The sequence below is a fragment of the Porticoccus sp. Uisw_050_02 genome, assembly GCF_047729555.1.
Lineage (GTDB): Bacteria > Pseudomonadota > Gammaproteobacteria > Pseudomonadales > Porticoccaceae > Porticoccus.
Genome location: NZ_CP159825.1, coordinates 124,414 through 141,501 on the forward strand (window position 1 = coordinate 124,414; position 17,088 = coordinate 141,501).

17 protein-coding genes are annotated in these 17,088 nt (G+C 41.8%); 5 read left to right on the plus strand and 12 right to left on the minus strand.

All coding sequences use genetic code 11. The features are described from left to right. The first annotated feature begins 70 nt into the window (after window positions 1–70). The 3 genes from ABXT41_RS00575 to hisF all read left to right on the plus strand — a co-directional run bounded on the left by ABXT41_RS00575 (window position 71) and on the right by hisF (window position 2,128). A complete protein-coding gene (locus ABXT41_RS00575; protein ID WP_415390899.1) occupies window positions 71–553 on the plus strand; it encodes a phosphatidylglycerophosphatase A in 483 nt (160 codons plus the stop codon). 141 nt (window positions 554–694) lie between these two features. Further along, a complete protein-coding gene (ribA, locus tag ABXT41_RS00580) occupies window positions 695–1,294 on the plus strand; it encodes a GTP cyclohydrolase II (RefSeq protein ID WP_415390900.1) in 600 nt (199 codons plus the stop codon). Window positions 1,295–1,354: 60 nt separating this feature from the next. Then, window positions 1,355–2,128: an imidazole glycerol phosphate synthase subunit HisF gene (gene hisF, locus ABXT41_RS00585; RefSeq protein ID WP_415390901.1), complete on the plus strand. Its 774-nt coding sequence runs from the start codon at window positions 1,355–1,357 to the stop codon at window positions 2,126–2,128. A gap of 25 nt (window positions 2,129–2,153) precedes the next feature. On the opposite strand, the gene ABXT41_RS00590 is transcribed toward hisF, so the two are convergent. From ABXT41_RS00590 to gpmI, 3 genes are read right to left on the minus strand one after another with little or no spacing between them, the layout of a single operon-like run. After that, window positions 2,154–3,437, minus strand: coding sequence for a S41 family peptidase (locus tag ABXT41_RS00590; RefSeq protein ID WP_415390902.1), 1,284 nt, complete (start codon window positions 3,435–3,437; stop codon window positions 2,154–2,156). A 13-nt stretch (window positions 3,438–3,450) separates the two neighbouring features. Further along, window positions 3,451–4,626 carry a murein hydrolase activator EnvC family protein gene (locus ABXT41_RS00595; protein ID WP_415390903.1) on the minus strand — a complete coding sequence of 392 codons (1,176 nt, stop codon included), beginning with the start codon at window positions 4,624–4,626 and terminating at the stop codon, window positions 3,451–3,453. Window positions 4,627–4,645: 19 nt separating this feature from the next. Next, window positions 4,646–6,193, minus strand: a complete 1,548-nt coding sequence (gene gpmI, locus ABXT41_RS00600) for a 2,3-bisphosphoglycerate-independent phosphoglycerate mutase (RefSeq protein ID WP_415390904.1) — start codon at window positions 6,191–6,193, stop codon at window positions 4,646–4,648. Window positions 6,194–6,358: 165 nt separating this feature from the next. On the opposite strand from gpmI, the gene ABXT41_RS00605 reads away from it, so the two are divergent. Then, a complete protein-coding gene (locus ABXT41_RS00605; protein ID WP_415390905.1) occupies window positions 6,359–6,769 on the plus strand; it encodes a rhodanese-like domain-containing protein in 411 nt (136 codons plus the stop codon). Window positions 6,770–6,812: 43 nt separating this feature from the next. Here ABXT41_RS00605 and ntrC read toward each other — a convergent pair whose 3' ends face one another. From ntrC to glnA, 3 genes are all read right to left on the minus strand, one after another. Next, entirely contained in the window at window positions 6,813–8,237 is a 1,425-nt protein-coding gene (gene ntrC, locus ABXT41_RS00610; protein WP_415390906.1) for a nitrogen regulation protein NR(I), read from the minus strand. 4 nt (window positions 8,238–8,241) lie between these two features. Further along, window positions 8,242–9,330 carry a nitrogen regulation protein NR(II) gene (gene glnL / locus ABXT41_RS00615; protein WP_415390907.1) on the minus strand — a complete coding sequence of 363 codons (1,089 nt, stop codon included), beginning with the start codon at window positions 9,328–9,330 and terminating at the stop codon, window positions 8,242–8,244. Between the two features lie 157 nt (window positions 9,331–9,487). Beyond that, window positions 9,488–10,891, minus strand: a complete 1,404-nt coding sequence (gene glnA / locus ABXT41_RS00620) for a glutamate--ammonia ligase (protein ID WP_415390908.1) — start codon at window positions 10,889–10,891, stop codon at window positions 9,488–9,490. Window positions 10,892–11,331: 440 nt separating this feature from the next. On the opposite strand from glnA, the gene typA reads away from it, so the two are divergent. After that, window positions 11,332–13,143 carry a translational GTPase TypA gene (typA, locus tag ABXT41_RS00625; protein WP_415391429.1) on the plus strand — a complete coding sequence of 604 codons (1,812 nt, stop codon included), beginning with the start codon at window positions 11,332–11,334 and terminating at the stop codon, window positions 13,141–13,143. A gap of 6 nt (window positions 13,144–13,149) precedes the next feature. On the opposite strand, the gene yjgA is transcribed toward typA, so the two are convergent. The 6 genes from yjgA to hpf all read right to left on the minus strand — a co-directional run bounded on the left by yjgA (window position 13,150) and on the right by hpf (window position 17,080). After that, window positions 13,150–13,686 carry a ribosome biogenesis factor YjgA gene (gene yjgA, locus ABXT41_RS00630; protein WP_415390909.1) on the minus strand — a complete coding sequence of 179 codons (537 nt, stop codon included), beginning with the start codon at window positions 13,684–13,686 and terminating at the stop codon, window positions 13,150–13,152. 6 nt (window positions 13,687–13,692) lie between these two features. After that, the gene (mgtE, locus tag ABXT41_RS00635; RefSeq protein ID WP_415390910.1) at window positions 13,693–15,051 is read right to left on the minus strand and encodes a magnesium transporter; all 1,359 of its coding nucleotides are present in this window, start codon (window positions 15,049–15,051) and stop codon (window positions 13,693–13,695) included. Window positions 15,052–15,157: 106 nt separating this feature from the next. Then, window positions 15,158–15,439 (minus strand): HPr family phosphocarrier protein, encoded by a 282-nt coding sequence (locus tag ABXT41_RS00640; protein ID WP_415390911.1) that lies wholly within the window; start codon window positions 15,437–15,439, stop codon window positions 15,158–15,160. 25 nt (window positions 15,440–15,464) lie between these two features. Beyond that, window positions 15,465–16,325 (minus strand): RNase adapter RapZ, encoded by an 861-nt coding sequence (rapZ, locus tag ABXT41_RS00645; RefSeq protein ID WP_415390912.1) that lies wholly within the window; start codon window positions 16,323–16,325, stop codon window positions 15,465–15,467. Further along, entirely contained in the window at window positions 16,322–16,786 is a 465-nt protein-coding gene (ptsN, locus tag ABXT41_RS00650; RefSeq protein WP_415390913.1) for a PTS IIA-like nitrogen regulatory protein PtsN, read from the minus strand. Before ptsN ends, rapZ begins: the two co-directional genes overlap by 4 nt. Before the next feature lie 6 nt (window positions 16,787–16,792). Next, window positions 16,793–17,080, minus strand: coding sequence for a ribosome hibernation-promoting factor, HPF/YfiA family (gene hpf / locus ABXT41_RS00655; RefSeq protein ID WP_415390914.1), 288 nt, complete (start codon window positions 17,078–17,080; stop codon window positions 16,793–16,795). Window positions 17,081–17,088: the final 8 nt, after the last annotated feature.

The window sequence follows — 17,088 nt, forward strand, 5'->3', positions numbered from 1 at the left end:
GCGCTCTTTATGTCATTTTGAACAGGTATGTTGCAAGCAGGTAAGATGATTTAGAAATAAAGGCACCCAAATGAAAACAACTATACCAACCTTTCAGCAATTAATTCGTAATCCAATCCACTTGTTGGCATTTGGTTTTGGTAGCGGATTATTGCCTAAAGCGCCAGGGACAGCAGGCACCGTAATGGGGCTCCTGTTTTGGTGCCTGCTAGCAGAATTGCCATTAACTTCATACTTGGCGACTGTCACTGTAGCTGCGTTGGCGGGGGTTTATATTTGCGGAAAAACTGCTAGTGATTTAGGCGTTCATGATCATGGCGGTATTGTCTGGGATGAAATGGTCGGGCTTTGGCTGGCATTGACTATAATCCCAGTCTCTTGGGCTTGGGTGTTAGCGGGCTTCTTGATTTTCAGGCTGTTTGATATATGGAAGCCTTGGCCTATTAGCTGGCTGGATAAGAATATAACCGGAGGCTTAGGTATAATGTTAGATGATTTGGTCGCTGGCGCCTTAACTTGGTTGGTGTTGTTTTTAACAATCAAGATTCTATAAGAAAAAACAATTTTGGTATGCTTAATCGCTGAACCTGTTGATGTGGAACAAAGTAGCTAGTGGCTTAAAGTCCTTTACTCGCTATGCATCATGGTTAAAATGAGCAACCTTGGCTAAATTACGTTTATGTTGGAGTAACTAGTGTCCTTAGATTTTATACAGAAATCGCAGCTGCCAACCCGATGGGGGATGTTTGAGTTGCACGGCTTTCATGATGCCGCTAAAGATAAAGAGCATATTGTCCTCTCGCTAGGGCCAATTTCTGGTGCGGGTTCTGTTTTAGTGAGAATTCATTCTGAATGCCTCACTGGCGATTCATTGTTTAGTCTTCGTTGTGATTGTGGGTCTCAACTAGAAGAAGCTATGCGCCTTATTGCCAAAGAAGGTAGGGGTGCGGTACTTTATTTGCGTCAAGAGGGTAGAGGCATCGGCCTACTCAACAAAATTAAGGCATATCACCTCCAAGACGAGGGTGCGGACACTGTCGAGGCAAACGAGCAGCTGGGCTTTGATCCAGATATGCGAGACTACAGCATGTGTCAGTCTATTTTTGAGCATTTTGAGATTGATAATGTACGTTTACTGACAAACAATCCTAAAAAGGTTCAAGCACTGGAAGAGATGGGAATTGTTGTCTCAGAGCGAATTGCATTACAAACTGGCCAAAATCCACACAATGAAGCATACCTGGCTGTAAAAGCTGGAAAATTAGGGCACTTATTTGATAAAAATAAGAGCTAGGCTTTAGTTATTTGTTTTTTTGAAATATTTTTTTAAAAAAAATTGTATCAAGGTTGTTCTATGTCATTGGCAAAGCGAATCATACCCTGTCTCGATGTTGATAAAGGTCGAGTAGTGAAGGGCGTCCAGTTTTTGGATATACGGGATGCTGGAGACCCTGTTGAAATAGCTAAGCGCTATAACAACCATGGGGCTGATGAAATAACTTTTTTAGACATCACAGCAAGCCATGAGGGTCGAGATACTATGATCCACACGGTGGAAAAGATAGCGAGCGAGGTATTTATTCCTCTTACGGTTGGCGGCGGCGTGCGATCATTGATTGATATTAGAGCATTACTCAATGCTGGTGCTGATAAAGTAGGTATTAATTCTGCAGCTGTAAAAACCCCAGAATTCGTTCAAGCTGCGGCAGATCGTTTTGGTTCACAGTGCATTGTTGTGGCAATTGACGCTAAACAGGTAAGCGCAAAGGGCGAGCCTTTACGCTGGGAGGTGTTTACTCATGGTGGACGCAATACGACTGGAATTGATGTGTTAGTCTGGGTCAACAAAATGGCCAGTTATGGAGCAGGAGAAATTTTATTGACGAGCATGGATAACGATGGAACTAAGAATGGCTTTAATCTTGCTCTTACTCGAGCTGTTAGCACAGCAGTAGATATCCCTGTTATTGCTTCAGGCGGCGTTGGTAATTTGCAGCACTTAGTGGACGGCATTCTTGAAGGAAAAGCCGATGCAGTTCTTGCAGCTAGCATTTTTCATTTTGGTGAACATACAATTCCTGAAGCTAAGTCATATATGTCTGCAAAAGGTATTGAAGTGAGACTTTAAATTTACATCAAAATGCTGGGTATTTTTATGACTCAGGCTGTGTTTTGCCTAGCAAATGTAAACCCTGTAGTAAATTCAAAGCATCATGGAGTTGATTGTCGCTGATGGTAACCTCCTTTTCTTTGGGATTTTTTTGACCTAATGGACTACTTAGGTGTCTTGGTAAATTTGCCTCTTTTATGCCCACACTATTCTTCTTCCATACCTTTATGTCGGCAGGTTGAACTATAATATCTGGCTTTATCCCCAAGGCTTGAATGGACCTTTTGTTTGGAGTGAAGTAACGTGCAGTGGTTAGCTTCATTCCACGATTATTCCCTAAAGGAAAGATTGTCTGAACAGAGCCTTTACCGAAGCTATTGGTCCCGAGTATGAGTGCTCGACCATGGTCCTGGAGGGCACCTGCAACAATCTCTGCTGCGGAGGCTGAGCCTTCATTTATAAGCACCACCATAGGCAACCCGTTTAATCTGTCGCCCGAAGAAGCCTGATAGCTTGCACTTGATTTGGCCCCCCGACCTTCGGTGTAAACTACTAACCCTCCATCTAGGACTGCGTCTACAACCTCTATGGAGGTGGTAAGCAGGCCTCCTGGATTATTGCGTAAATCTAGAACTACCCCTTTTAGCTGACTATCTTTTTCAGATAGATCTGACAATGCTTTTTTGAATTGTTGGCCTGTATTTTCTTGAAATTGTGCAATTCTAATGTATCCAAAGCCAGATCTTGGTATTTCACTACGCACGCTACTTACATGAATAATATCGCGTTCAACGCTGATTTCAATCGGAGCATCTGCTCGTCCTCGGACAATTGTTAGTAGCAACGTAGACCCTTTTGGTCCACGCATTACTTCAATGGCTTCGCCAAAAGTCATGTTTTGCACAGCATTTGAATCTAGCTTGATAATCAAATCTCCTGGTAATATTCCCGCTCTATATGCAGGAGTTCCATCGATTGGAGAGATGACTCTAATAGCTCCTTTTTCTAAGCTTACTTCAACTCCTAGGCCTCCAAATTCACCTGAGGAATGCTCCTCTAATAAAGAAAAAGCTTGTTCATCTAGATACTCAGAATGAGGATCCAGAGAGCCAAGAAGGCCTTTTATGGACATTTCAAGTAATTTTTTGTCGTCGACTTCTTCTATGTATTCTTGTCGGATTCTTTCGAAGGTCTGAGTAAAATGACGTAACTCTTCAAGTGGTAGGCGGGACGCCTCTTGAGTTTCTTTTGCCTGAATGCAATTAGAAAACATATAAGATGGTAAAAATAAAATAAAAGAAAAAATAATAGCTTGGGCTTTGGACATAATTTTATCCTGGTTAATTTAGGGCTTCTTTTGCATGGGAAAGCCTAGGTGATTTTTTCTTCAGCCAAATTTTTGGATTTGAGGGCTTCCCGTTTTGGCGCACTTCAAAGTAAAGAGCATGTTTCTCTTGGCCTCCAGTATTTCCAACTCTAGAAATATTCTCTCCTTTTAGAACCCAGTCCCCTGTTTTTTTTAGAAGAACTTGATTGTGAGCATAAAGAGTCATATACCCATTATTATGGTTAACTATGACCAGTAAGCCATGATTTTTAAGATAGCCTGAAAAGATAATTTCCCCATCATGGATAACACTAACTAGCGCTCCCTCTATTGCACTCAAAAGCCACCCTTTTGAGTGCAATTCAGAGCCCATCAAAGGATCGTAACGGTTACTTAACTGTCCATTTGTAGGCCAAGGCAATTTACCCTTGCTTGCTGCAAAAGTTTTTTCAATAGAGGAAGCGGGGAGGTTTTGGGTGCTTTTCTCCGCATCCATGAATATAGATTCTAGCCTACTTCGCTCGTTATTTAGTGTGCTCAACTTCGTTTGAGATGAGTAAATTTTTTTATTGAGACTTTTTACGATCTTTTTTCTATGTTGCTGCGCTGTTAGTAGATTTTTTGTAATTTTTTTAAGCTTGGAGCGATTTTCTAGGAGTTTAGCTTGTCGGTTGAAAATTGATTTTTCAATACTTGCTAACTCTTGAATGATTGATTTGTAGGTGTTTATTTTTTCACCCCTAGCGCGTAAAAAATAATTATAGTACTCAAGAGTTCTACTAATACTCTGTGGATTTTTTTGACTCAACAATAACCTTATCGGCTCTTGGCCACCCTGACGGTGCAAAGAGGTAATATAGCTTACTATCAATTTTTTTTGGCTTTGCAGGGATATTTTTAAGGCAGCATCTTCTACACGGAGCGCCTTAAGCTCAAGATTTAAATTTTTTAACTTTCCCTCTAAGATTTTGATCTTAACGCTTAAGTCTGCTAAATTTAGTTCAGTATTTTTAAGCTTGTCGTTAAGTGATTCTTGATGTTTTTCATCCCCCTCTAAGAATTGTTTTAGGTGCAGAATGTCACTCTTAAGCTTGTTGAGATGTTGCAGAGTGCCCGAGTCTTCTGCTAATGTTGGCGCGATTAGCATGAGCGTCAATGCCGCTGATTTTAATAACTGCTTTAGATTCATTATCGCTGACCGAAATAGATTAATGAGTTTTAACTAAAGACTGCCCTGTCATTTCTATTGGTTGAGGTAAATCCATAAGGGTCAGGATGGTGGGGGAAATATCTGATAACGCACCACTGGGGAGTAGAGAAATTTTTCTATCTCCTACGTAAATTAGAGGCACAGGGAAGATCGTATGCTGTGTATGAGCTTGTCTGGTATCTTCGTCAAACATCTGTTCTACATTACCATGGTCAGCAGTAATGAGGCATTGCCCCCCGACATTTCTGATTGCTAGTGTTACTTTTTCGATGCATTCATCGATTACCTCTACTGCTTTAACCGCTGCATCAAAAACACCGCTATGGCCAACTTGGTCACAGTTGGCGTAGTTACAAATAATGGCGTCATAGTCGCCACTATTAATTGCTTCTAGGAGTTTTTGTGTAAGCTCGTGAGCGCTCATTTCAGGCTTGAGGTCGTAAGTAGCAACTTTTGGAGAAGGTATCAGTATTCTTGACTCTCCGTCAAAGAAACTTTCTTGTCCGCCACTAAAGAAAAAAGTTACATGTGCATATTTTTCAGTCTCGGCGATCCTTAATTGAGTTTTCCCTAGCTTACCTAGATGCTCGCCCAGTGAGTTACTGATGCCTTCTGGAGGAAATGCTACTGACGCCGCTATATCCGACGAGTATTCTGCGGTCGTTACAAAGTCAGCTAGCAAAGGCCTTACAGTCCTATCAAACCCAGAAAAACTGTTGTCAACAAAGGCATGGGTTATTTGCCTTGCTCTATCTGGACGAAAATTCATGAAAATAACCACATCATCATCTTTGATGGTGACGTGATTCTCGCCTTTAGCGCAGATTGCAGTAGGTTGGACAAATTCATCACTTTGACCATCTTTGTAGCTGGCGTGCAGCGCCTCAATTGAGCTTGAAGCCTGATTTTCCGGCGAGGCTTTCGTCAACATGTCATAGGCTGCCTTTAAGCGATCCCATCTTTGGTCTCTATCCATGGCATAAAATCGACCACATATACTAGCAATGCGTCCGACGCCTAAATCTAAAAAGACAGAATCTGTAACCCTTAGCGAGACCTCGGCACTTCTTGGCGGGCTGTCTCTGCCATCTAAAAATGCATGCAAATAAACTTTTTTTGCCCCTCTTTGTGCAGCTAGCCTAATAATGCTGTTTATGTGATCCTCGTGGCTATGCACTCCACCCGCAGAAAGCAGACCAAGAATGTGCACTGCCGTATCTTTGGCAACTGCTTTATCTATAGCGTTTATGTAAGCCGGATTAATGAAAAAATCTCCATTTGTGATGGCATTGTTAATCTTAGATAGATTTTGATGTACTATTCGCCCAGAACCCAAAGTAACATGGCCGACCTCACTATTTCCCATCTGCCCCTCAGGAAGACCTACGGCAATTCCTGATGTGCCTATGAGGCTGTGGGGACAGGTCTTCCAGAGATTGTCTAGGGTGGGTGTTCTCGCACTATGGATAGCATTATGTTTTTTATTTTCACTGTATCCGTATCCATCTATTATCAAAAGGAGTAGCGGTTTTTTCGGTTTAGTCATGACTTTTTGGGCTCTGTTGTTTTTTTCAAAGATGCTAATTAAGAATCTTACCGGCAAAGAGCAATTAGCGCCAATCATGGTTTCCTGTTATAGGGTTCGCTGTGTATAATTTGGCTATTTTATTGTTTTGTATTCTGTGAAAAATAACAAGCGGAGCTTTATATTTTGGAATTCTTTAATTTTATAAGCGAGCAATGGGTGCTTGTTAGTATCTTCATGGCGTTACTTTATTTGTTTGCTATAAATGAACGCGCTAAAAGCGGAAAGAGCATCTCCCCTCATGTAGTCACTCGAATGATTAATGCGGATGAGGCTGTATTGCTCGACGTTCGTGATGCAAGAGAATTCAATGCAGGACACATTGCGGGCGCTATTAATATCCCCAATAGCAAGCTAAGTGACTGTATATCTGAGCTAGAAAAATATCGTGGAAAAGCACTTATTGTTGCCGATAAGGTTGGACAACAGTCGGGAGCTATAGGGCGTACACTTCAGCAACAAGGATTTAGTGTGCTAAGACTAAGCGGTGGCATGATGGAATGGAAAAATCAAAGCTTGCCAGTTATAAAGACATAAGCCGCTTCAGCACACTAAGGGTCGAAGTTTTTAGAAGCGGTTGTCACTTTGGCTGATCGCTATGTTCAATTATATGAAGTTCTTTTATTTTTCGGGTTAGAGTGTTTCTGCCCCAGCCAAGAAGTTCGGCAGCAGTTTTCTTCCTGCCTCCAGTATGAGTTAGCGCTGCTTCGATTAATATCTGTTCAAAGCTTACTGTTGCTCTCGCAAGAATATCAGTATTGCCAGAAGCTAATTCGTTTTTTGCCCAGATTTTGAGCTGCTCTTCCCATGAACTGAAGGTATTAGACACGTCTTTTGATGCAATTAAAAATTCTGGAGGAAGATCGTCAATATACACCTCTCGACCGGGAGCCATTACTGTAATCCAGCGACATACGTTTTCGAGCTGCCTGACATTGCCTTCCCATGGGAGATTGCACATGTGCTCCTCCGCTTCAGGGGAAAGAGCTTTAGCCTCACCTTCTAATTCTATAGAGGCCGCCTCTAAAAAGTGCTTCATTAGTTTAGGAATGTCTTCTCGACGGTCTGCTAGTTTTGGAAGGTGGATTCGGATAACATTTAATCGGTGAAACAGATCCTCTCTAAATCGCTTCTGCAAAACTAGATCTTCTAAATTTTGATGGGTTGCAGCAATAATTCGGGTATCAACTTTTATAGGTGTGTGGCCGCCTACAAGGTAAAATTCTCCATTTGAAAGCACTCGAAGGAGTCTTGTTTGTGCTTCTGCTGGCATATCCCCAATTTCATCAAGGAAGAGGGTGCCGCCATTTGCTTGCTCAAAGCGACCCTCTCTCCGATGAGTTGCACCGCTGAATGCACCTTTCTCGTGACCGAAAAGTTCAGATTCTATTAGGTCATGAGGAATTGCAGCCATGTTAAGTGCAATAAATCGATTATTTTTTCGCGGACTATTATCATGTAACGCCTTAGCTACAAGCTCTTTTCCAGTTCCTGATTCCCCGTTTATCAAAACGGTTATATTGGAATTTGATAGTCTTCCTATGGCACGAAAAACCTCCTGCATGGAAGGAGCCTCTCCAATGATTTCACTGTTATGGCTGGAAGTTTTTTTTTCTGGAATAAGATTATTTTTTTGTTCTTGAGCAAAACTAATTGCGCGTAGCGTTACAGCGACAAGTTCTTTGATGTCAAAGGGCTTCGGTACATACTCAAAGGCGCCTCCCTGGTATGCTGCAACTGCACTATCAAGATCTGAGTGAGCAGTAGTTATAATAACTGGCAGAGCTGGGTTCGAGGAGTGAATTTTTTTTAATAACTGCAAACCATCAATCCCTGGCATTCTTATATCGCTGATTATAGTATCAGGGGTTGACTTGTTCAGCTCATTAAGTAAATTGCTACCCTTTTCAAAGCTCGTCACCATAATGCCTGCCCTAGCCAGCGCTTTTTCTATTACCCATCGAATAGATCGATCATCATCAACAACCCAAACAGTATGTTTCATTTTATTAGCCTAAGGGTAAGTACACATAAAAAGTAGTTTTATCGACTGAAGTTTCACATCTAATAAGACCGCGATGAACATCAACAGCTGACTGAGCGATCGATAAACCAAGGCCGGTGCCTTCCGGCCTGCCACTGATCATTGGAAAAAAAATACTATTAAGGATTTCTTCTGGTATGTCTGGGCCATTATTAATAATTTCAACGCAGCAAACCATTCTATGGTTGACGCCTCTAATGGTGAAGTTCCTTTCAATACGAGTTCTTATCCAAATTCTTGGGGTTTTTTGCACGCTGTTTTTTAATGCTTGGACAGCATTACGGGTAATATTTAACAATGCCTGGATTAGCTGTCCTCTATCGCCATTGATTTCTGGAATACTTGGATCGTAGTTTCTTTCTACCTCTATGTAGCCCAGCGTTTCTTTTTCTGTCAGCGAGACGATGTACTCAAGCACTTCATGTATGTTAGTGGGCAAGAGTTTAGGTAGAGCATTTGACCCAAGTAGTCGATCGACTAGGCTGCATAAACGATCAGTCTCACTAGAGATGATGTCAGTAAACTCGAGAAGCTCTGGCTGGCTGCTTAGATCATCAGAGAGTAACTGCGCTGCACCTTTAATCCCCCCGAGAGGGTTTTTTATTTCATGCGCAAGACCGCGGACTATACTGCGTGTAGCATCATGCGTAGATAGCAGCTCGTTTTCTTTACTTAGTTGTAGTAGCCTTTCTATTGGCTGCAGCTCCAGCAAAAGCATTTTTTCTTGGCCCCAGACAATAGGAGAGGCGGTGAGATCAGTAGTGATGTGACGACTATTTAAAAGCTGCAGGCTGGCTTCTCTCTGCGTAAAGGGTTGAGCCTCCTTCAATGCTTTATCCAGAGAGCATAAATGTACTACCTCCCCTAAAGAGCATTTTTGGTCGGGCTGTAAGAAATTTAATATTGGTAATCCAATGATGCGAATCGAGCTTGCATCGAAAAGATTTTCTGCTGAAGGATTTAAATAGGAAATCGTTAGCTTTTCATCTAACAAGATAATGGATACGCTAAGACTGTCTAAAAGTAGATTCTGTAGATTATCTTTTTTCATCATTGTAGCTGGCTATAAGTTTGGTTTCTTGCATGTTAGCGAATAACAGAGATTACGAAAACTCCCTAAAGACTTGGTTTTTTTATATCGCTATTTTTTACTTAAGTGCCAGCAAGTCGGGCCGTAAAGATTCTCAACCCGACTTGCCAGATTGCAGCTTTTACACAGAATAATACATATCAAATTCAACTGGATGAGTTGTATGTTCTACGCGGTATACATCTTGCATTTTTAATTCAATGTAGGCATCTATCATTTCATCCGTAAAGACCCCACTTTTCGTTAAGAAATCTCTGTCATTATCCAGAGCCTCCAGAGCCTCCCTTAGGCTTCCGGCCACTTGTGGAATTAAGGCGCCTTCTTCTGGAGATAAGTCATAAAGGTCTTTATCTGCAGGCTCGCCTGGGTGTATTTTGTTTATGACTCCATCAATCCCGGCCATAAGCATAGAGGCAAACATTAAGTAGGGATTTGCTGTTGGGTCACCAAATCGGAGCTCTACACGCTTTCCTTTGGGTGAATCAACATAAGGAATACGTAGTGCCGCTGAGCGATTTCGAGCTGAATAGGCAAGCATTACTGGAGCCTCAAACCCTGGAATTAGGCGCTTATAAGAATTGGTGGACGCATTTGCAAAAGCATTTAAGGCTTTGGCATGCTTGATTATTCCCCCGATATAGTAAAGTGCAGTTTCGCTTAATCCAGCATAACCATTTCCTGCAAAAGCATTTTCGCCATTCTTCCAGAAAGATTGATGACAATGCATACCGGAACCATTGTCACCCACAAGAGGTTTGGGCATAAATGTCGCAGTTTTTCCATAGGCGTGAGCAACATTATGTACACAGTATTTGAGAATTTGAACTTCATCAGCTTTTTTGACGAGAGTGTTAAATTTTACCCCAATTTCGCACTGCCCAGCGGTAGCCACCTCATGATGATGCACTTCAATGTCTAGTCCCATTTGTTCCATTGCCGAACACATTGCAGTTCTAAGATCATGTAGACTGTCTACTGGCGGCACTGGAAAATAGCCCCCTTTGACCCCAGGACGATGGCCCATGTTGCCATCTGAGTAGTCAGAACCAGAAGACCATGCCCCTTCTTCAGAGTTAATTTTGTAGAAAGAACCGCTTATATTGGAGCCCCACTTTACATCATCAAAAACAAAGAATTCTGGCTCTGGGCCAAAGAACGCAGTGTCGCCTAATCCGGTTGTAGCTAGATATTCTTCGGCTCGTTTTGCAACAGAGCGAGGATCGCGATCATAGGACCTCATGGTAGAAGGCTCAATAATATCACAACGGATAATTATGGTTGCTTCGTCAGTAAATGGATCCAGAATAGCCGTTGTATCATCAGGCATTAAGATCATATCTGACTCATTTATACCTTTCCAGCCTTCAATTGATGAGCCATCAAACATTTTGCCGACTTTAAAAAATTCGTCATCTACATCTTTAGATGGAAAAGAAACATGCTGCTCTTTCCCTCTTGTATCCGTAAAGCGAAGATCTACCCAGCGCGCTTCACTTTCTGTAATAAGTTTTTTAGTTTGTGACATTTGTTCCTCCAAATTTAAGTATGCCTAGCTACAATATAAAAATGTTTCATTGGTGATCTTTTGTTCTAGATATTAGCTGTAATTTTTACTGCTATCCTACTAGTTATCAAAGCAAAAATTGTGCCAACACTATAATTGGTCAACAGACCCAATCATAGCGCCCTAGAAAATATAATTGCACTGTTAGGGTGCCATAAAGACCATTTATGGTGCAATTTAAGATCATTTATAGTGCATTTATTGGTATATTTTGTAAACCACTTTATTTTTTCCATTTGGCTTGGGTTGTTTCTACAGCATGTCATGCAAGCATTAACTGTAATTAATACGGTATTTTTTAAGTTTAAAAAAATTAAAGTGAGCATTTTCATGCATTTTGCTATCTCCAGATAGCTCAGGTCAGTATAATGCCGTTTTTTTCCCAACCTAGGATCAGTCTTGTGATTGAAAATCTTCGGAATATTGCCATTATTGCCCATGTTGATCATGGTAAAACCACTTTAGTTGATAAGCTTCTTCAGCAATCGGGCACTCTCGATCGAAAAGATATGAATTCAGAGCGAATAATGGATTCAAGCGATCAAGAAAGAGAGCGCGGTATAACTATTCTTGCTAAAAATACAGCTCTCAAGTGGAATGGATATAATATCAATATTGTAGATACCCCTGGGCATGCTGATTTTGGGGGAGAAGTTGAGCGTGTGCTCTCAATGGTTGATTCAGTTTTATTATTGGTGGACGCTGTAGATGGACCAATGCCTCAAACTCGGTTTGTTACCCAGAAAGCTTTTGAGCAAGGATTAAACCCTATTTTGGTTGTAAATAAAGTTGATCGCCCGGGTGCAAGGCCTCATTGGGTCGTAGATCAGGTGTTCGATTTATTCGACAGATTAGGCGCTACTGATGAACAGATGGACTTCCCTATAATATTTGCTTCTGCTTTGAATGGGGTTGCTGGTCATGAACCTGAGTCTTTGGCAGAAGATATGGCGCCTCTTTTGCAAATGATAGTAGACAAGGTTAGGTCTCCGGCGGTCAATAGGGACGGCCCCCTCCAAATGCAAATCAGCGCATTAGACTACAATAGCTATGTTGGCGTTATTGGTGTGGGTAGGATCACTCGTGGAAAATTAAAGCCTAACGAGCAAATTGTTATAGTCGACAGCGAAGGAGTCTCTCGCAAAGGTAGAGTTCTTCAAGTTATGGGCTATAGTGGTCTTGAGCGTGTAGATGTTATTGAGGCGGAAGCGGGTGAGATCGTGTGTGTCACAGGAATCGATAAGCTCAATATTTCTGACACAATATGCAGTCCAGATCACCCAGAAGCCTTGACACCTCTGACAGTTGATGAGCCAACGGTAAGCATGACGTTTCAGGTAAATAATTCTCCTTTTGCCGGCCTTGAAGGAAAGTTTGTCACTTCTCGCAATATAAAAGAGCGCCTAGAGCAAGAGCTAATCCATAATGTTGCATTAAGGGTGGTGCAGGGCGATACGCCAGATAAATTTGTTGTTTCTGGCCGCGGCGAATTGCATTTATCGGTCTTGATTGAAAATATGCGTCGTGAGGGATTTGAGCTGGGAGTGTCAAGACCAGAGGTTATTACGAAAGAAGTTGATGGTGAAATTCTTGAGCCGTTTGAACAGGTAGTTATTGATGTTGAGGAACAACACCAAGGCTCTGTAATGGAAGAATTTGGTCTGCGTAGGGCTGAGCTTGGAAATATGGAGATGGACGGGAAAGGAAGGGTTCGCCTAGAGTTCATAGTGCCTTCTCGTGGACTCATTGGTTTTCGTTCGCAATTTCTAACGATGACCAGTGGTTCGGGTATAATGACCAGTATTTTTGATCGTTATGGTCCAGCCAAACAAGGAGATTTAGCTAAACGCCAAAATGGCGTTTTAGTCTCAATGGTGAGAGGAAAGACTTTGGCGTACGCTCTGTTCAATTTACAAGAACGCGGACGCCTTTTTCTTGGTCATGGCGCTGAAGTTTATGAGGGACAAGTTATAGGTCTCCATGCTCGTAGCAATGATCTGCCTGTTAACCCAACAAAAGCTAAGCAATTAACTAATATACGTGCTGCTGGGACAGATGAAAATTTGGTCTTGTCTCCGCCTATACATCATAGCCTAGAGCAAGCACTTGAGTTCGTTCAAGATGACGAGCTAGTAGAGGTGACACCAAAATCAGTTCGTATACGCAAGAAGTTGCTCACAGAAAATGAGCGAAAACGAGCCCCTAAGTTCTAACATCCTTTAGTTATCTCGAAGGTATGCAAAAATTTTCCTGCTTGCAGCAGGAGGCTTGTTTTCAGCAGCTTCTTTGTGTGCCTGCCGAACCAGTTGCCTTAAATGCTGTCTATCTATCTCTGGTGACTCTAGCATTAGCTCGCTAATAGCTCTGTCTCCTTCAGCGATAAGTCGATCCCGCCATTGCTCTAATCTTAGCTGCTCTTGCCGAAAGCCTTCACTCTGATGGTCAAAGGATTCAAGTGCCGCTATAATTTTTTGGCTATCAGCAGATCGCATACATTTTCCAATATATTGCATTTGTCTGCGTTTCCCCTCACGATTTTTGAGGCGCCTTGCCAGCATTACCGCTTCGAAAAGCTCTTCTGGCATTGGAATTTTTGCTAGTTTTCCAGGAGAGAGATTAATAAGCTTTTCGCCAATCTTTTGCAAATTGGTCATTTCACGTTTTAGGGCAGACTTACTTTTGACGATAGACTCAATAGGATTTTTTTCTACTAGGTCTATGAATAGATCAGAGTTAGTGATTGGTTTGTCAGTCATATACGATTAACCGTAAAATATTGTAGCTAGCCCTAGAAAAGAAAAGAAGCCAACCACATCAGTAATTGTTGTTAATGCAACAGTTCCCGCTAGAGCGGGATCAATTCGACAAGACTTTAGAATTACCGGAAGTGTGGCTCCAGCCAATGCAGCTACGATTAGGTTGATAGCCATCGCTGAAGAAATAATTACAGCAATGATGGGATCTTTAAACCAGAACGCTGCGACTCCACCCATTACTAACGCCCAAAGTATCCCGTTTAGCGCACCTACAGCAAATTCTTTGCTTAGCAGCCATCGTAGATTGCTCCGGCCGACCTGGCCTAATGCCATGCCGCGAATAACAACAGTAAGCGTTTGACTGCCCGCGACTCCTCCCATGCTTGCCACAATGGGCATTAGTATGGCTAACGCTACTACCTTTTCGATTGTAGCTTCAAAAATATTAATTACCGAAGAGGCCAAAATGGCAGTCATTAAATTAATGCCAAGCCAAACTGCTCTTCTGGGAGCTGTTCGTCCAATAGAGGTAAATGTCCCCTCCTCATCACTCAGTCCCGCTAGACTAAGCAGGGAATGATCGGCTTCATCACTCATCACGTCAACCACGTCATCAATAGTGATGCGCCCTAATAATTTATTTTCTTGATTTGTTACTGGAGCGGACACCCAATCATTTTTTTTAAATAAGTGCGCAACCTCGGAATCAGGCATATCTGCATAGATGCCCTCAGTTCTAGCAACCATGACTTCTCTGGCCGTGATATCTGGGCTGGAGGTCAACAATTTACCAAGAGGTAGAATACCTAGAAGAGAATCCTCTCTATTGACTACAAATATGCTATCAGTGGTATTAGGAAGCTCTTCATGGCGTCTTAAGTAGCGCAATACAACATCAATTGTTATGTCTGGCCTTACAGTAATGGTATCAGTATTCATTAGGCCGCCAGCTGTATCTTCGGCATAACTAAGAATACTTTCGACTCGAAGCCGATCTTGTGCGCTCATTGCCTGTAGTACTTCTGGAATGACTTTTTCAGGTAGTTGCTGAAGAATATCTGCTATATCGTCTGGATCTAGACCTTCTGTCAGAGAAGCTACTTCATGGCTCTCCATTTCCTTGAGAATTTCCCCACTAAGCTCTTCGCTCAACTCTCCTATTACTTGACCTTCAAGCTCTTTATCGATCAGATCCCACAGAACTCGGCGTGCTTTAGGCGGCGCTGACTCTATTTGGTGGGCAATATCAGCAGGTGTCAAGTGGTTAAGCATGTAGCTCAGCAAGCGAACATCACTGGAGTCCATTAGCTCGTGAATGCTCGCAAGCTGAGAGAGCTGGCTAACTTTTTCGTTATGTCCCTGCATTGGAGAGGTGTCCTTGGCTATCGCTATAGACCAAGCAATAGTTTATAGGCGGGTGCTTAAAATTTACAGCGGTCATTGCATATTTCTTGCCAAGAGGCATGTGGTTTTATTGCGCCTCGTTAAATCGGTTGGCTAGCAATTGCTCTATATCTTTATATGCTTTTTTTGCGTCACTTCCCTGAATGTCAAAGTATAAGATTGCACCGTTGCTTGCTGCAAGCAATAACAAGGACATTACACTTTTGGCATCCACTAGCTTATCTTGGCTTCGACCTACTTTTATAGTGCAGCTGTATTTATTCGCGGTAGATGCCAGCTGTGCTGCTGCACGAGCATGAAGGCCTAGTTTGTTAATAATAGTGAGCTTTGTGCTTATTGATTGTGACATATTAATTATTAGGTTACCTATTAAGTTAGCTCAACTCTCTATGCCATGCCTGAGTGTTGGTATAATCTTTTTGAAAGATTTTTTTTAGCATGTTGCTAATATATACAGAGCGATGCTGTCCTCCAGTGCAACCAATTGCAATAGTGACATAGCTGCGATTGGTTTCTTGAAATTTTGGAAGCCAGCATGTCAGAAAGACGCTGATATCTGACAACATTTGAGATACTTCTTTTTCTTGCTCAAAAAATTTAATGATTGGGCTTTCATTGCCATTGCAACCTCGTAACTCAATGTTCCAATATGGATTTGGCAGGCAACGAACATCAAAAACAAAATCTGCATCAGTTGGCACGCCATACTTAAATGCAAAAGATTCAAATAGGATAGAAGTGGTATTTTCATTGCTTGGAATTAACTGTTTTTTTATAACACTCCTGAGCTGATGGAGATTCATGTTGCTAGTGTCAATTTTGCGATCTGCTAAGGTAGAAACAGAGTCCAGCAGCTTTGTTTCTAACAATATAGCCTCTTTGATCGCTACTTTATTGGAACTTAGCGGGTGTTTTCGACTTGTTTCACTGAAACGTTGAATCAACACATCGTTAGATGCATCGAGAAATACTATTTCATAGCTCACTTCATAATTTTTAATTTGGTTAAGAATTTCTGGTAGTTGGGTTAAGTCATTCTCCAGACTTCTTGCATCAATCCCTACGGCCAGATTATTATGTCGATGGCTTTTTTTAAAGTGAGATGCGTGTTCGATCAACCCAAGAAGAAGTTTAGCAGGCAGATTATCTATGCATGAGAAATCAGCATCTTCTAGCATATTAAGGGCTGTACTTTTACCAGAACCAGACCGCCCGCTGACAATTATGAGCCTCATTTTTTCTTAGCTCCTCCATTTTTGATCGCCTGATAAAACACTTCCTTGGATGAAGAATTCCTTAGTATTTCGCAGGTTTTTTTATCCTGTAGTAATTCTGCAATGGATGACAGCGCATCTAGGTGTGCGTTATGTTCCTCCTCGGGGACAACTAAAGCAAAGACTAGATCAACCAATATGTTATCTGTGGAGTCAAAATCTACCGGGCTATTTAGCTTAAAAAAAGCCGCTGTAATTTTTTCGCATCCAGGCATCCGACAATGTGGTATTGCTATCCCTTCTCCTATACCCGTGCTGCCCAGGCGTTCTCTTGCAAGCAAGCCCTGATACAATTTCTCTGAGTCAACACCATTGATTCGACCTGAAAGAAAGAGGGAGAGATCCTCTAAGATTCTTTTTTTGCTTTTTCCCGCAGCGTTGGTGACAATATTTTCAAATGGAATTAGATCAGATAGCTTCATGTGTGGTCATCTTTTTCGGTGTTTTTCTTTGTGCTTAATAAGCTGTCTATCTAGCTTTTCTGCAAGTAAATCTATTGCTGCATATAGGTCTTCGTGTTCGGTGGCGGCAAACAATTCTCCGCCACTTATATGTATAGTGGCATCCGCTTTTTGTAACAGTTTTTCTACCGAGACAATAACATGAATGCTGGTAATATGGTTATGGTGGCGCTCTAATTTTTCTAGTTTGTTTGTAGCATACTCTCTAATTGGGGCAGTTATAGCTAGGTGATGGCCGCTGATAGTTAGCTGCATATGAGTCT

Excerpts from the sequence above, each read along its gene's own strand:
- ABXT41_RS00575 (WP_415390899.1), top strand. The coding sequence starts at position 71 with ATGAAAACAACTATACCAACCTTTCAGCAATTAATTCGTAATCCAATC.
- hisF (WP_415390901.1), top strand. The coding sequence starts at position 1,355 with ATGTCATTGGCAAAGCGAATCATACCCTGTCTCGATGTTGATAAAGGT.
- ABXT41_RS00590 (WP_415390902.1), bottom strand. The coding sequence starts at position 3,437 with ATGTCCAAAGCCCAAGCTATTATTTTTTCTTTTATTTTATTTTTACCA.
- ABXT41_RS00595 (WP_415390903.1), bottom strand. The coding sequence starts at position 4,626 with ATGAATCTAAAGCAGTTATTAAAATCAGCGGCATTGACGCTCATGCTA.
- gpmI (WP_415390904.1), bottom strand. The coding sequence starts at position 6,193 with ATGACTAAACCGAAAAAACCGCTACTCCTTTTGATAATAGATGGATAC.
- ntrC (WP_415390906.1), bottom strand. The coding sequence starts at position 8,237 with ATGAAACATACTGTTTGGGTTGTTGATGATGATCGATCTATTCGATGG.
- glnL (WP_415390907.1), bottom strand. The coding sequence starts at position 9,330 with ATGATGAAAAAAGATAATCTACAGAATCTACTTTTAGACAGTCTTAGC.
- glnA (WP_415390908.1), bottom strand. The coding sequence starts at position 10,891 with ATGTCACAAACTAAAAAACTTATTACAGAAAGTGAAGCGCGCTGGGTA.
- yjgA (WP_415390909.1), bottom strand. The coding sequence starts at position 13,686 with ATGACTGACAAACCAATCACTAACTCTGATCTATTCATAGACCTAGTA.
- mgtE (WP_415390910.1), bottom strand. The coding sequence starts at position 15,051 with ATGCAGGGACATAACGAAAAAGTTAGCCAGCTCTCTCAGCTTGCGAGC.
- ABXT41_RS00640 (WP_415390911.1), bottom strand. The coding sequence starts at position 15,439 with ATGTCACAATCAATAAGCACAAAGCTCACTATTATTAACAAACTAGGC.
- rapZ (WP_415390912.1), bottom strand. The coding sequence starts at position 16,325 with ATGAGGCTCATAATTGTCAGCGGGCGGTCTGGTTCTGGTAAAAGTACA.
- ptsN (WP_415390913.1), bottom strand. The coding sequence starts at position 16,786 with ATGAAGCTATCTGATCTAATTCCATTTGAAAATATTGTCACCAACGCT.
- hpf (WP_415390914.1), bottom strand. The coding sequence starts at position 17,080 with ATGCAGCTAACTATCAGCGGCCATCACCTAGCTATAACTGCCCCAATT.